Annotated in this window: 16 protein-coding genes; 6 read left to right on the top strand and 10 right to left on the bottom strand. The window is 70.7% G+C overall.

Annotation, left to right across the window (positions count from 1 at the left end; translation table 11 throughout):
* Nucleotides 1-95 precede the first annotated feature (95 nt).
* From NX801_RS26375 to NX801_RS26350, 6 genes are all read right to left on the bottom strand, one after another.
* On the bottom strand, nucleotides 96-722 hold the full coding sequence (locus NX801_RS26375) for a DUF4276 family protein (protein WP_258790424.1): 627 nt from the start codon (nucleotides 720-722) through the stop codon (nucleotides 96-98).
* Nucleotides 719-1972, bottom strand: a complete 1254-nt coding sequence (locus NX801_RS26370; protein ID WP_258790423.1) for an AAA family ATPase — start codon at nucleotides 1970-1972, stop codon at nucleotides 719-721. The genes NX801_RS26375 and NX801_RS26370 overlap by 4 nt, the downstream gene beginning before the upstream one ends.
* A 233-nt stretch (nucleotides 1973-2205) precedes the next feature.
* Entirely contained in the window at nucleotides 2206-3006 is an 801-nt protein-coding gene (locus NX801_RS26365; RefSeq protein ID WP_258790422.1) for a hypothetical protein, read from the bottom strand.
* 83 nt (nucleotides 3007-3089) lie between these two features.
* The gene (locus tag NX801_RS26360; protein ID WP_258790421.1) at nucleotides 3090-4022 is read right to left on the bottom strand and encodes an ABC transporter ATP-binding protein; all 933 of its coding nucleotides are present in this window, start codon (nucleotides 4020-4022) and stop codon (nucleotides 3090-3092) included.
* Nucleotides 4015-4278 carry a hypothetical protein gene (locus tag NX801_RS26355; RefSeq protein WP_258790420.1) on the bottom strand — a complete coding sequence of 88 codons (264 nt, stop codon included), beginning with the start codon at nucleotides 4276-4278 and terminating at the stop codon, nucleotides 4015-4017. Before NX801_RS26355 ends, NX801_RS26360 begins: the two co-directional genes overlap by 8 nt.
* A gap of 66 nt (nucleotides 4279-4344) precedes the next feature.
* Nucleotides 4345-4785: a hypothetical protein gene (locus NX801_RS26350; protein ID WP_258790419.1), complete on the bottom strand. Its 441-nt coding sequence runs from the start codon at nucleotides 4783-4785 to the stop codon at nucleotides 4345-4347.
* A gap of 683 nt (nucleotides 4786-5468) precedes the next feature.
* Here NX801_RS26350 and mqnC point away from each other — a divergent pair.
* The 3 genes from mqnC to NX801_RS26335 all read left to right on the top strand — a co-directional run bounded on the left by mqnC (nucleotide 5469) and on the right by NX801_RS26335 (nucleotide 8148).
* Nucleotides 5469-6668: a cyclic dehypoxanthinyl futalosine synthase gene (mqnC, locus tag NX801_RS26345; RefSeq protein ID WP_258790418.1), complete on the top strand. Its 1200-nt coding sequence runs from the start codon at nucleotides 5469-5471 to the stop codon at nucleotides 6666-6668.
* 36 nt (nucleotides 6669-6704) lie between these two features.
* The gene (locus tag NX801_RS26340) at nucleotides 6705-7208 is read left to right on the top strand and encodes an imidazolonepropionase-like domain-containing protein (RefSeq protein WP_258790417.1); all 504 of its coding nucleotides are present in this window, start codon (nucleotides 6705-6707) and stop codon (nucleotides 7206-7208) included.
* 244 nt (nucleotides 7209-7452) lie between these two features.
* On the top strand, nucleotides 7453-8148 hold the full coding sequence (locus tag NX801_RS26335) for a demethylmenaquinone methyltransferase (protein WP_258790416.1): 696 nt from the start codon (nucleotides 7453-7455) through the stop codon (nucleotides 8146-8148).
* A 72-nt stretch (nucleotides 8149-8220) separates the two neighbouring features.
* Here the strand turns inward: NX801_RS26335 and NX801_RS26330 are convergent, their stop codons facing one another.
* Nucleotides 8221-8796 (bottom strand): GNAT family N-acetyltransferase, encoded by a 576-nt coding sequence (locus NX801_RS26330; protein WP_258790415.1) that lies wholly within the window; start codon nucleotides 8794-8796, stop codon nucleotides 8221-8223.
* A 106-nt stretch (nucleotides 8797-8902) separates the two neighbouring features.
* Between NX801_RS26330 and NX801_RS26325 the strand changes: the two genes are divergently transcribed.
* Nucleotides 8903-10186, top strand: a complete 1284-nt coding sequence (locus tag NX801_RS26325) for a geranylgeranyl reductase family protein (RefSeq protein ID WP_258790413.1) — start codon at nucleotides 8903-8905, stop codon at nucleotides 10184-10186.
* A gap of 60 nt (nucleotides 10187-10246) precedes the next feature.
* On the opposite strand, the gene NX801_RS26320 is transcribed toward NX801_RS26325, so the two are convergent.
* The 3 genes from NX801_RS26320 to NX801_RS26310 form a co-directional block, all read right to left on the bottom strand.
* Complete coding sequence (locus NX801_RS26320) at nucleotides 10247-10693, bottom strand: PIN domain-containing protein (protein WP_258790412.1); 447 nt, start codon at nucleotides 10691-10693, stop codon at nucleotides 10247-10249.
* A complete protein-coding gene (locus tag NX801_RS26315; RefSeq protein WP_258790410.1) occupies nucleotides 10690-10932 on the bottom strand; it encodes a hypothetical protein in 243 nt (80 codons plus the stop codon). Before NX801_RS26315 ends, NX801_RS26320 begins: the two co-directional genes overlap by 4 nt.
* Nucleotides 10933-11184: 252 nt before the next feature.
* The gene (locus tag NX801_RS26310; protein WP_258790408.1) at nucleotides 11185-12045 is read right to left on the bottom strand and encodes a C40 family peptidase; all 861 of its coding nucleotides are present in this window, start codon (nucleotides 12043-12045) and stop codon (nucleotides 11185-11187) included.
* Between the two features lie 692 nt (nucleotides 12046-12737).
* Here NX801_RS26310 and NX801_RS26305 point away from each other — a divergent pair.
* Both NX801_RS26305 and NX801_RS26300 read left to right on the top strand, forming a co-directional pair.
* Entirely contained in the window at nucleotides 12738-13097 is a 360-nt protein-coding gene (locus NX801_RS26305) for an NADH-quinone oxidoreductase subunit A (RefSeq protein WP_258790407.1), read from the top strand.
* 18 nt (nucleotides 13098-13115) lie between these two features.
* Complete coding sequence (locus tag NX801_RS26300) at nucleotides 13116-13670, top strand: NuoB/complex I 20 kDa subunit family protein (protein WP_258790406.1); 555 nt, start codon at nucleotides 13116-13118, stop codon at nucleotides 13668-13670.
* The last annotated feature ends 190 nt before the right edge of the window (nucleotides 13671-13860 follow it).

The following is a 13860-nucleotide window of genomic DNA, read 5'->3' as shown; positions in this document are numbered from 1 at the left end:
GGAATTCGGCGGAAGTGGCGCGGGGATGAAGAACCCGCGAACACCTTCCCGCCGTTCCTCGACTTCCGTTCCCCGGCTTCCGGCCCCGGCCGGCCTCAGTGCTGGGTGTCCCGCCCGGGGGTCTTGCCGGTGATCAGGAACTCGACGTCCCGGCAGAGCTTGTCGAACGAGGGCGCGCCGGACCGCGCCGCGTCGAGGTCGAACCGCTGGACGAAGGACGGCTGGTGCGCGGTCTCCTGGTAGCTGGCGCCCCGGGGCATCTGCCGGGTGAGCCACTCCTTGGCGCCGCGGATCGTCTCGGGAGCGGGCGGCGGCACGAGCCCGTCCGGAAGACCGGCCACGCCCGCCAGCCCGGTGGCGCCGGCCAGGAACCACGCCTCGAACTCCCGGACCGCCGCGACGGCCACCAGCGGCACATGGGCGTGAGTCTCCCGGGCGTGCTGTCGCAGTTGCCGCGCCAGGCCGACGGCGCAGTCGTCGTCCGCGTCCAGGAGCACCAGGACCCCGGTCGGGCGCGGACTGCGCGCCATGACGACGGTCAGCGCCTGGGCGAGCGGATCCCGCTTGAGCATCCGGTCGCGGGGCACCCGGTGCGGGCTCTGGACCTCGGCATACGACCCGGGCAGCAGATGGGGGATCAGCCGCTGGAGGAGGCCGCGCAGCGCCTTCTGCTCGCCGTGTCCCTCCACGATCGACGCGATCACGGGAAAGCCGGTGCTCACCGGGCGTCCTCGCCTTCGCCCTCGTCGGTCTCCTCGGCGGGAAGTGGTTCGGGGCGCATTTCGCCGCTGCGCAACAGATCGGGCAGGGACAGTACGCCGTCCGCGAGCAGACCCCGGCCCGCCCTGTCGATCGGGCCGATCCGGGTGCCGTTCCCGTCGTCCCGGACGACCAGCAGATGCGCCGGGTCGGCCGCCGCGTTGTCCAGTAGGTCGGCGCTCTGGGTGGTGACCAGCACCTGGGTGTTGCGGGAGGCGGCGACCAGGGCGTCGTACAGGGCGCCCAGCACGGGGGGGTGCAGGGAGATCTCGGGCTCCTCGATGCCGACGAAGGGGATCTGTCCCTGGAGCGCCAGTGGTTGGAAGAGTGCGGCGAGGACGCCTCCGAGCCGGAGGGTGCCGTCGGAGAGCGAACGGCGGTCGACTTTCGCGACCGTGCCGCCCTCGCCGGCGAATCGGCCCACCAGGTAGGCGAGATCGGCTTCCGGGACCTCCACACCGTCCAGCCCGACGGCATTTTCGATCATGGCGGCGAGGTAGCCGTCGATGGTCTCCTTCGCCCAGGGCTGTCGCTGGGCGAGGACGTCGAGCACCCGGGCCAGGTGTGCGCCCCGCTCTCCGAGGGTCCACAACCTCCGGCGTTGCCCCGGAGAGCTGTCGATGTCACGCAACACCGGGGTGAGCAGTTCGTAGAAGTGCATGGAGAGCAGCCGGAAGTACACGGCGGACGTGTGGGTGGTTCCCCGAGCACTGTCGGCCAGGAGGGTCCCGTCATGCCACACGACCTGGTGATCCGACAAAGACCTCGGCGGAAAACGGAACCCCCCGTCCAGCCCGTCGAAGGAAAGCTCTTCCCGGAGCACTACAGCCGGCGGTTCGCCGCGGTTCGGGTTGGCACCCACCCTCCAGAGGTACGTGGCGTCCAAGGCCGTGGGTTTCCCGTCCTCCACCACCGGGACCCGCACCTCCAGGCGGATGCAGAAGGTGTCCGCCCGCCGGCCCGTGGAGTCCCGGTGCAGCACCTCTTCGAGACCGCCCCGGGCCTCCAGGGCCTGCCCCGGCGAGGTGCGCAGCGCGTCCCTGACGAACCGGATCGCGTCGAGGAAGTTGGACTTCCCGGCCGCGTTGGGGCCGGCCAGGACGGTCAGCGGGCCCAGTCGTACGTCGCAGGAGGCGATGGAGCGGTAGTCGCTGATCCGGATCCGGCGCAGGAACGGCGTCACCGTGTTCTCTTCGTGTGCACGGCTGCTCATCGGGACCTCCCACTCCGGCCGGCGCTGCTTCGACGGCATCCCTCCAGGCAATCAGCGAGCCGGGCCGCGCGGCGTACCGGCCCGCTGCTCCCGGATCCGGTGTCACCCGTCCGCTCTGCTCCACGGTCCGCAACCCTACCGAGACGGCCGGCCGGCACCGCGCCGGCCGGTTCCATCACAGCCCGGCCCACGGCTCGTCGGGCCGGTGTCCGGTTCAGCCGTCGGCCCGGGTGTCAGCGAGCGTCTCTCTTGATGTACGACCACGCTCCCAAAGCAGCCATCGCCACCGTGAAGGCGATGAAGACCGAGACGCCCGAAGCAGCTGTCAGGTCGCTGCCGACGAAGCCCTCCACCAGGGCCCGGTCGGCTTCGGGAAGCGTGTCGGACCCCGCCGCCATCGCTGCCCTGCCGGCCGCGAAGGGAAGAGCGTCACCGAATCCGCGCAGCCCTGGGACGAGCCCGAACAGAAGCTGCGCCAGACGTTCACCGAGCAGCGGCCACAGCACCAGCAGCAGTACGGACGCGGCTCGGTTGCGTATGAGCGCGATGACCGCCGTCGCGACGATCGGCCAGCAGGTCATGAAGGCGACGTAGCCGAGAAGGCCCGGGAGAGTGGCTGCCCAGTCGGGCTGGGCACGTCCGGTGACGGCCAGGGCCGTCGCCGCGGCCACGGTGACCAGTGCGGCTCCGCCCAGGGCGATCAGGGCGCCCAGGGCGCCGCCGACCAGCAGTTTGGCTGCGAACGACATACGGCGGCCGGCCACGGTGAGCCACGTGGTGCGGGCCGTTCCCCGCAGGAGCTCCGTGGCGACCGGTCCGGTTGCCACAGGCAGAAGAAGCAGCGCGCTGAGTGGCAGTTGCAGCGAGACGGCGTCCATCTGGAAGGCGGTCACCATCGTCCAGACGGACGGTGCCTTGCCCGCCTGCGCGCCGAGTGGGGCCGTGAGACCGGCGACCAGGCTCAGGACGCCGATGGCTGTGAGGAGGATCCAGGTGGAGCGCAGCCCCGCGAGGTGGCGGATCTCGTACCGCATGGCGCGACGCAGTGCTGTCGCACGGGTTATTGGGGTCAAGTGTGCTGCTGGGCAGTGTGAGGTCGGGTGGTGTCTCGTCGGGATCACGGGATGCGAAATTCCTCCTCCGCCACCGAGAGGTAGTAGTCCTCCAGGGAGAGTGCCTTTTCATCGAGCCAGTGGAGGGGGATCCCTCGTTCGGCGGCGAGGTCTCCGGTCTGGAAGCGTGAGATGCCCCGGATGCTCGCCCGGCCGTCGCCGAGCAGCCGGAAGGTGCCGCCGAGCGTCCGCACGGCCTCCGCCAGGTCGGCGACACGAGGGCTCTGGACGGTGACTTCGGCTCCCATACGGGCGAGGTCCCCGACTGCCGTCTGGGCCACGACGCGTCCGCGGGCCAGTACGACGACCCGGTCGGCAAGGTGCTGCATCTCGGCAAGAAGGTGGCTGGAGACGAGGACCGCCTTCCCCTCCTCGGCGAGTTGCCTGAGGGTGTCGCGCAGCCAGCGGATCGAGTGGGGATCCAAGCCGTTCGCTGGTTCGTCGAGGAAAAGCGCGGCCGGATCGCCCAGGAGCGCCTGAGCGATTCCCGCACGTTGGGCCATGCCCAGGGACAGTTCTTCGAGTCGTTTGCCGGTGGTGGCGGTCAGACCCACTCTTTCGAGGACCTCCTCCACGCGGTTGTCCGCGACTCCCGCTCCGGCTGCCACCATGCGCAGGTGCGCGGCGACGGTGTGCCGCGGATGGCCCGCCACGCCTCCCATGACGACGCCCACGACCCGGGCGGGATCCCGCCAGTGTTCCAGGGGGGAACCGAAGTAGGTGGTGCGGCCCTGTCCTGTGATCAACCCGAGCATCAGACGCAAGGTCGTCGTCTTGCCGGCCCCGTTCGCCCCGAGGAATCCGGTCACCACACCTGCCGGCACGTCCAGGGTCACGCCGTCGACGATCCGCTTGCCTCGGCGCAGCCAGGTCAGGTCCTCGGCCCGGACCGCCGCCCCGGGCGCCGAGCCCGCTGCGGCAGCGGTCGGTTCAGCCATGGTTGAGCCAGAAGAGGATTCCGAAGAGGGCCAGGACGGCCAGCGCGAACACCCCCCCGACACCCGGGCGTTCCCCGCGGCCGGCGCAGGCGGCCAGCGCGATCAGCGGGGGTACCCAGCCGGCGAAGTAGAACAGCCAGCCCGCGCGGATCGCCGCGTCCGAACGCACGACGACGAAGGCCGTGAGGGACGCGGTGACGAAGAGCGCGGGTGACGCCCACAGGTTGCGCATCACGGTCTCACGGGTCAGAGCCACACGTACGCCTTTCGAAGAGCGGGCGCCTGTCGCCGAGACGGGGAGTCCCGGCGACAGGCGGATGGATCAGGGCATGTAGTGGGTGATGATGTAGGAGATGAGTTCCTGGATCATGTAGCCCGGCAGTGCCTTGACGGCCCACTTCACGGGGTTCCAGCTGGACAGGCTGTCGACCCAGTCGATGAAGCCGGTCTGGCCCTTCTTCGCGGCCTCGTACGCCTTCTTCGCCAGGCCGGACTTCTTGATGGCTTCCCACGCGGCCTTGACCGCCTTGCCGGCGCCGGCCGGAGCGGGCTGGGCGTCCGAGGGCACACCTGGGGCCGAAGCGGTGGCCGTGTCGGAAGAGGGCAGTGAGACGGAGCCGGTGTGCTGAGCGACGGCCGACCGAACCGCCGCGACCGGCTGCACCGGCGCCGCGTTGGTCGCGTTCGCCATGGGTGCGGCGATCCCGAAGGCAAGAGCGGCGATTGCCGAGACACCGGCCACCCGCAGAGCGTTGCGCTTCACGTACACTCCTCAGTGCGTGAGCCGGGGAAGAAGGCATGCGGCAGCGCAGGCGATGTTTTCCAGGCAGAACCCGCGCCCTGCGGTCTTCTTCCCCGTAATTTTTCCCCGTGCCGAACCGATTGTTCTGCCGGGGTGTGCGAGAGGGAATGTAACTCCCTGTTCGCTAATTGATCAACCGGCCCAATGGTGAATGAGATCATGGGCAACACGCCTCTGAAACCCTTGCGTGTAGGCGCGTTGACGTGCGCGGGGGCCGGAAGCGGACGGTCCGCGTCGGGTTGTCGGCGTGTGCGGCACGGTTAATCGGTCAAGCTGGCGAGAAATAGTCGATGGAAGCTGTTCCGGGAATCAGGGGCGGCGATTTCCGGACCGCCCAGTCCGAATAAAATGAGCCGCCTCGATGATGCAGGAGTTGCTTTGCCCGTCCGGGAATGGCCGTAACTCATTCTTTCTGGCGCGATGTCGTTTGACGGGCGCCTTCCGGAGGAGGATCCGGCACGCTCCCCGGCTCCCCGGCTCCGGCCACTGGCCCGGCGGCGGGTGGTCCCGGGCCGCCGCCGGGTCCGCTTCCGCGGTCCCGGTGAACTGGTGCGACGGGGGCGGAAACGAGGGGCGGGAGGGCTGGCGTAGGCTGGTCCGGTCCGCGCTGTATGCCCCGCCCACCGCCGAAAGGTGACACTCCGGTGACCGAGAAGGCCGACCTTCAGTCCGTTCTCGACCGCGCCGCCGAGGGCGGGCGGATCACACCCGAGGAAGCGCTCGACCTCTACCGGTCGGCCCCGCTGCACGCGCTGGGCGCGGCGGCGGACGCGGTGCGGCGGCGGCGGTACGCCGGTACGGAGCACATCGCGACGTACATCATCGAGCGGAACATCAACTACACCAACGTCTGCGTCACCGCCTGCCGGTTCTGCGCCTTCTACGCGGCCCCCAAGAACACGGAGAAGGGCTGGACCCGCGACCTCGACGACATTCTGCGCCGCTGCGCGGAGACCGTGGAGCTGGGCGGCACCCAGATCATGTTCCAGGGCGGACACCACCCGGACTACGGCGTGGAGTACTACGAGAAGCACTTCTCGGCCATCAAGCAGGCCTTCCCCCAGCTGGTCATCCACTCCCTCGGCGCCTCCGAGATCGAGCACATGGCCCGGATCTCCAAGGTCTCGGTGGAGGAGGCGATCAGCCGCATCCACGCGGCCGGTCTCGACTCCTTCGCGGGCGCCGGCGCCGAGCTGCTGCCCGCCCGGCCGCGCAAGGCGATCGCGCCGCTCAAGGAGTCCGGCGAGCGGTGGCTGGAGATCATGGAGGCGGCGCACAAGCTGGGCGTGGAGTCCACCTCCACCATGCTGATGGGCACCGGCGAGACCAACGCCGAGCGGATCGAGCACCTGAGCATGATCCGGGACACCCAGGACCGCACGGGCGGCTTCCGGGCGTTCATCCCGTACACCTACCAGCCCGAGAACAACCATCTGAAGGGCCGCACCCAGGCGACCCTGTTCGAGTACCTGCGCATGATCGCCATCGCGCGGATCTTCCTCGACAACGTGGCCCACATCCAGGGCTCCTGGCTGACCACCGGCAAGGAGGTCGGCCAGCTCTCGCTGCACTACGGCGCCGACGACCTGGGCTCGATCATGCTGGAGGAGAACGTCGTCTCCTCGGCCGGCGCCAAGCACCGGTCCAACCGGCTGGAGATCATCGACCTGATCCGCAAGGCCGGCCGGGTCCCGGCGCAGCGCGCCACCACCTATGAGCACCTGGTGGTGCACGACGACCCGGCCAATGACCCGGTGGACGACCGGGTGGCCTCGCACATCTCCTCCACCGCGATCGAGGGCGGCACGGCCCACCCCGAGCTGAAGCTGATCGACGCCAACTGAGGGCCGGGTGAACCGAGTCGGGTGCCGGGTGGTGCCGTGCTGACGATTCACCGGCCGCCGTCGGGTGACTCCCTGCTGGTCGACGGGGACCGGATCGTGGCCGTGGGCCCGTACGAGGAGCTGGCCGCCGCCCGGGGGGCCGGTGCCCGTACCCGGGAGTGGGCCGGGAGCCTGGCCCCGGGGCGGTACGAGCCGGACGCGGTACGGCTGCTGGAGACCCTGTACTGGCCGGACCCGCGCGAGGCGGACGAGCTCGGTACGGAGCCGTTCCCGGCCGGGCGCACGGCGATGACCGACACCCGCTGGGGCGGCAGCGCCCGGCGCGGGCTGCAGCGGATGCTGGGCCGCGGGGTGACGGCGGTCGCCGGGCCGTTCACCCGGGCCCCGGTCCGGACCGCCGTCCAGCGCTCGGGCGTCCTGGTCGGCGCCGTTGCGCCGCCGCCGGTCGTGGGCGGGCGCGCGGACTTCACCGTCCTTGCCGGGGACGGCAGTTGCCTGGTGACGGTCGTCGGCGGGCGGCTGGTGTACCGGAGGGCCTGAATCCGGCGCCCGCCGCCCGTCCGGTCCGGCGCCCGCCGCCGGCCGGCCTCGCCCGCCGCCGGCCGGCCTCGCCCGCCGCCGGGCGGTCCCGTCTCCACCGCCCGGGCGATCCCGAGCCCGCCGCCCGTCCGGTCCGGCGGCCCATCGGTCCTGCGATCCCGCCCCCGGCGCCCGTCCGATCCCGTGCCCGCCGCCGCGCGGGGTGCGCGCCGGGCGGGCGCGGGGCCTGCTGCACAATGACGGGATGACCCGCGCATCCCTGGACAAGCAGCCGCACGAAGTCGCCTCCATGTTCGACGGCGTGGCGGCCAACTACGACCTCACCAACGATGTCCTCTCGCTCGGCCAGGACCGGCGGTGGCGCAGGGAGGTCGCCAGGGCGGTGGAGGCCCGGCCGGGGCAGAAGGTGCTGGACCTGGCCGCAGGTACGGGCACCTCGTCCCTGCCGTTCGTGCGGGCCGGCGCCTATGTGGTGCCCTGCGACTTCTCGCTCGGGATGCTCCGGGAGGGCAAGAAGCGGAACGCCTGGCTGCCGCTGACGGCGGGCGACGCCACCCGGCTGCCGTTCCGTGACGGGGTGTTCGACGCGGTGACGATCTCCTTCGGGCTGCGCAACGTCCAGGACACCGACGCGGCGCTGCGGGAGCTGTACCGGGTGACGCGCCCCGGGGGCCGGGTGGTGATCGCGGAGTTCTCGCACCCCACCTGGGCACCGTTCCGCACCGTGTACGAGGAGTACCTGATGCGGGCGCTGCCGCCGGTGGCGCGGGCGGTGTCGTCCAACCCGGACGCGTACGTGTATCTGGCCGAGTCCATCCAGAGCTGGCCCGACCAGCCCGCCCTGGCCGCCCGGCTCCAGGGGGCGGGCTGGTCGAAGGTGGCGTGGCGCAATCTCACCGGTGGGATCGTCGCCCTGCACCGGGGCGTCAAGGCGGCCTGAGGCCGGGGACGCCCCGGCGCGGCACCGGGCCGGCCCGTCCCGGACGCCCCGGCGCGGCTCCGGGACCGGCCCCTACAGCTCCAGCCGGAAGCAGTGGGCCCGGCGGTCGCCGGGGCCGGGGACCTCGTACGTCTCGGCCAGGGTCATGCCCAGGCGCCGGGTGACGGCCACCGAGCGGAGGTTGGCGGTCTGGACCATGGCGACGACCCGGGGGACACCCCGCTCCCGCAGCCGGTCCAGGGTGGCGCGGGCGGCGGCGGTGGCGTACCCCTTGCCCCAGGCGGAGCGGGCCAGCCGCCAGCCGATCTCGATCTCACCGGTCGGCCCCCAGGGGCGCGGCCAGGGCTGGGCGCCGGTGAAGCCCAGCACCCGGTCCTGGTCGTCCAGCAGGGTCCAGAGGCAGAAGCCGTGCTCGGCGTCGTGGCGGCGCTGGCGGGCGGTGATCTCGTGGTACGCGGAGAGCTCGGCGCGCCGGCCGCCGATGAACTCCATGACGTCCGGGTCGTCGAAGAGCTGGTGCCAGGCGTAGGCGTCCTCCTCGGTGGGCACCCGGAGCCGTACCACCGGCTCGGGCGGCGCGGACGCGGACGCGGAGGCGTCGGACGGCCCGGACACGGGCGGCGCGGCGTCGGGGAGCAGCTGGGTCATCGGTGGCCCTTCGGATCGGCGGCGGCCTACCCCCATAGACTGCCCTTGACCGGTGCCTTCGGGTACGCAAATTCCGAGCAATTTCGAGTCTTCGGGAGATTCCGCCGTGACCGAGCCGCTGTCCGAGCACACCGCTGATGTGATCGTCGTCGGGGCCGGCCCGGCCGGCGCCACGACCGCGTACTACCTCGCCAAGGCCGGGCTGGACGTCCTGCTCCTGGAGAAGACCGCTTTTCCGCGCGAGAAGGTGTGCGGCGACGGGCTGACCCCGCGCGCCACCAAGCAGCTGGTCGCCATGGGCATCGACATCTCCGAGGAGGCGGGCTGGCTGCGGAACAAGGGCCTGCGGATCATCGGCGGCGGCGTCCGGCTCCAGCTCGACTGGCCCGAGCTGGCGAGCTTCCCGGACTACGGACTGGTCCGCAAGCGCGACGACTTCGACGAGCAGCTCGCCCGGCAGGCGCAGAAGGCGGGCGCCCGGCTGTACGAGCGCTGCAGCGTCCAGGCGCCGGTCGTGGACGACCGTACCGGCCGGATCACCGGCGTCACGGCGAAGCTGGGCGAGGAGCGGACACCGGCGACCTTCTCGGCGCCGCTGGTGGTGGCCGCCGACGGCAACTCCTCCCGGCTCTCCCTGGGGATGGGCCTGCACCGGCGCGAGGACCGGCCGATGGGCGTGGCCGTCCGGACGTACTTCACCAGCCCCCGGCACGACGACGACTACCTGGAGTCCTGGCTGGAGCTCTGGGACCGGCGCGGCCCCGAGGACCGGCTGCTGCCCGGCTACGGCTGGATCTTCGGCATGGGCGACGGCACCTCCAACGTGGGCCTCGGCATCCTCAACTCCTCCTCCGCCTTCCGGGAGCTGGACTGGCGCGAGGTGCTCAAGGCGTGGTGCGCCTCGATGCCGGAGGACTGGGGCTACACCGAGGAGAACATGACGGGCCCGATCCGGGGCGCCGCGCTGCCGATGGCCTTCAACCGGCAGCCGCACTACACCCGGGGGCTGTTGCTGGTGGGCGACGCGGGCGGGCTGGTCAACCCGTTCAACGGCGAGGGCATCGCGTACGCCATGGAGTCCGGCCAGCTGGCCGCCGACGTGATCGTGCAGGCGCACGCCCGGGCCACCCCGGAGCAGCGGGAGCGCGCCCTGCTGGCCTACCCCCGGATCCTCAAGGACACCTACGGCGGCTACTACACGCTGGGCCGGGCGTTCGTGAAGCTGATCGGCAACCCGAAGGTCATGAAGGTCGCCGCCCAGCGCGGGCTGACCCATCCGATGCTGATGCGGTTCACGCTGAAGATGCTCGCCAACCTCACCGACCCGACCGGCGGGGACGCGATGGACCGGATCATCAACGGGCTGTCGAAGGTGGCCCCCCGGGCCTGACAGTGCGACGCCGGGTCGCGAGGAAGAGGCCGAGCGGCCCGGCGTACGACGGTCGGGCTCTCAGACGCTGATGATCCTCACCCTTGGTGAACCGGGAAGCTCCTCAGCCGCCTCGCACAACGCCGGAATGTGCGACGTGTCGGAGGTGACGAGCAGCACCGGGGGCGTACAGAGCGCGGCGGTGGCCACCACGAGTGCGTCCACGAGGCATTCGTGTCCGTCGAGGCCGGACACGTCCAACAGCTTCGCGGCGGCGTCCATCACGGCATCGCTGACAGGCTTGACGTCGAACCGGGGCAGATGGAACTGGAGCCGCTTGGCGGCGTCCCCGGTGCGGCGTACTTCCAGAGGTGTCAGCGCGGACAGCGCCACGCGACGGCCGCTCCGCTGGGCGACCTCGATGCGGGCGCGCATCCCCTCGTCGCCGTCGACGTGCAGCGAAAGCCCCGGGGCGTCCAGGACGAGCGTGCCCTCGTGCTTGGCCTTGGTCTTGAGGCGCTTGCTCACCACTCCTGTTCCGCCTGCCGCCGGGCTTCGGCGGAGACGGGGCCGAACGCCTCGCGGTCGGCGGCCACGATTTCGCGCAGCTTCTGTGCGGCGAGCCATTCCTCCAGGGCCTCGGCCACAACGGAGGAGAACCCGTTCCTACCGGTGCGCTCCTCGACTTCTTTGATCAACGACTGGGCGAGCGACACGGATCTTTTGCCGGCCCGCTCGGCGGCGTGGGGCGCTGCGTGGCTGCTCATACCTGAAACGTAGCGCCGCGCCGGTAGGAAATTTCTCGTCCGATGCTTGCCCCGGTGGAACCGGGGTGGCGCTGAAGGCGTGGCCCAGCCCGGGAAAGGCAGTACGGCGAGGGGTTCCACGACAGGCCGGTGCGGCGAAGGGCCCACCACGGGCTGGTGCGGCGCCCGTACGGCGAAGGGCCGTCGCTCCCGCCCCGAGCGGGGGAGCGACGGCCCTTCGCCGTCTTCAGGACCTTCGGACCACGGCCGGGGTCAGAGCACCCGGACCGCGCCGGACGGCATGTCGTAGTCGAGCGACCGCTCCACCACACCCGTGCTCGGGTTCTGCGCGCCGACGAACTTGCCGCCGCCGACGTAGACGCCCACGTGGTACGCGCTGCCCGCGCCGCCCCAGTAGAGGATGTCGCCGGGCTGGAGGTTGTCCAGGGAGACCTGGGTGCCGGCGGTCGACTGGTCCTGGGAGACGCGCGGCAGGTCCACTCCGATCTGCCGGTACGCGGCCTGCACGAGACCCGAGCAGTCCCACGAGCTCGGGCCGGTGCCACCGGAGATGTAGGCGTCGCCGACCTGGGCGCGCACGAAGTCCACGATGGAGGCGGCCGAACCGGTCGCGTGCGAGGAGCTGGAGGAGCCGCCGTCGTCCGAGGCGGAGGAGCCCGAGCCGGAGTCGGAGGAGCCCGACGAGGCGCTGAGGGTGGTGCGCTCGGTGGAGCGGTTGGCGCGCTCCTTGGCCTCGGCCCGTGCCTTCTCCTCGGCCTCCTTGGCCTTGCGCTCGGCCTCGGCCTTGCGGTCGGCCTCCGCCTTGGCCTTCTTGGCCTCGGCGAACGCCTTGGTGGCCGCCGCGTTCTCCTGGGCCTGGAGCTCGGAGTCGAGGGCGGCGCGCTGGGTGGCCTCGGCGGAGGCGGCGACGGCGCTCGACACGTCCTGGACCAGGTCCGCGTTGAGCGTGGGCATCTCGATGGTCTCGGTCACCGGCTCGGCGCTCGCCGGGCCGGCGGCACCGGCCACCGCGATGGTGCTGAGGACGCCACCGGCAACTCCGGCGCGAAGCGCGAGCTTGGAAGCGCTGCGGCGGGGCTTCCGGTGGCTGGGTATGTGAGCGGAGTGGGACATGGGACAACCGCTATCAGGGGCGGGCGGTTCCCTTCAAGAAACGTGGGGTGCGCCACAGTTGCGGGCGGAACCTGTGAATCCGCTTCGCGTGGCCCCTTATTGACGCCACACCGGACAATGCGGACGTGGGCGATCAGGCCCATGATCACGGCTTTTCCGCGAAACGTCCGAATTGCCATGCGCTTACCATCCCTTCACACCATTGGCCAAGCCCGGTTTTTGACGGTGCGTGGAAAGGTGTCGCAGCTCACAGAGGGCCAAGCCGCAGCCCTGTCCGGTAGTTCGTGAACGCGTGCACGTGTCCACTTCGCTCCCACCGGTTCAGGCGGCAGGGTGAGAAATCGGCCCTTTATCACCCGGTCGAGTCCATGGCGAATTTGCTTGTCATGGGCAGCACTTGATAGTGGACGGCGGCCCTGACCTGCGCCGGGGTGGTCGAATGTCACCTCTGGTGGCCACTTGACCACGTGCCGTACGAAGATCGCCTTTCCGGGGTGTTCATGATCCTTCGTCTGGTGGTGGAGATCACAAACTCGTTGCCGTACCCCGTGTCGCAGATCACAGAGTGACGGGCTTAGGATGCCAGCAGCCGGGGCTTGTGAACTGCCTCACATGAGCGCGATCTTCGTGGGCGGTGAGCCGGCGGCCCGGCGCGGTCCAACGGTCAAGGACGACTGGAAGGAGCGAGGAGCGTGAATGCCTACGCGCCCATCCTCGTGCTCGGCGCCCTCGGGGCAGGGTTCGCGATCTTCTCCGTGGTCATGGCCACATTGATCGGCCCAAAACGGTACAACCGGGCGAAGCTTGAGGCGTACGAGTGCGGCATCGAGCCCACTCCCACGCCGCGCGGCGGCGGCCGCTTCCCCATCAAGTACTACCTGACGGCGATGCTCTTCATCGTCTTCGACATCGAGATCGTCTTCCTCTACCCCTGGGCGGTCAGCTTCGACGCCCTGGGGCTTTTCGGGCTCGTGGAGATGTTGCTCTTCGTGCTCACCGTCTTCGTCGCCTACGCGTACGTCTGGCGGCGCGGCGGCCTGGAATGGGACTGAGGGGCTGAGGGGCCACCAATGGGACTCGAAGAGAAACTGCCCAGCGGGTTTCTGCTGACGACGGTCGAGCAGGCGGCGGGCTGGGTGCGCAAGGCGTCGGTCTTCCCCGCGACCTTCGGGCTCGCCTGCTGCGCCATCGAGATGATGACCACCGGCGCCGGCCGGTACGACCTGGCGCGGTTCGGCATGGAGGTCTTCCGCGGCTCGCCGCGCCAGGCCGACCTGATGATCGTGGCGGGCCGGGTGAGCCAGAAGATGGCGCCCGTCCTGCGCCAGGTCTACGACCAGATGCCCAGCCCCAAGTGGGTGATCTCCATGGGCGTCTGCGCCTCGTCGGGCGGGATGTTCAACAACTACGCGATCGTGCAGGGCGTCGACCATGTCGTCCCGGTCGACATCTATCTGCCGGGCTGCCCGCCCCGGCCCGAGATGCTGATGGACGCGATTCTCAAGCTCCACCAGAAGATCCAGGGCTCCAAGCTCGGCGTCAACGCGCGCGAGGCGGCCCGCGAGGCGGAGGAGGCGGCGCTGAAGGCGCTGCCGGTGATCGAGATGAAGGGGTTGCTGCGATGACGGCGACGGCGTACGCCCGTTGTCGGGCGCGTTCCGTGAGGGGGTGGGGTCCGTGAGTGACCGAACCGGCCCGGAGAAGCCGGCGAGTCCGGCGCATCCGGAGAACCCGAAGAGCCCGGAGAACCCGAAGAGCTCGGAGAGCCCGGCGAAGGGGCCCGCTCCGGCGGAGGCTGCCGGAGAGGACCCGGGG

This window comes from Streptomyces pyxinae (assembly GCF_024756275.1).
Lineage (GTDB): Bacteria > Actinomycetota > Actinomycetes > Streptomycetales > Streptomycetaceae > Streptomyces > Streptomyces pyxinae.
This window is presented reverse-complemented; position numbering and strand designations above follow the sequence as displayed.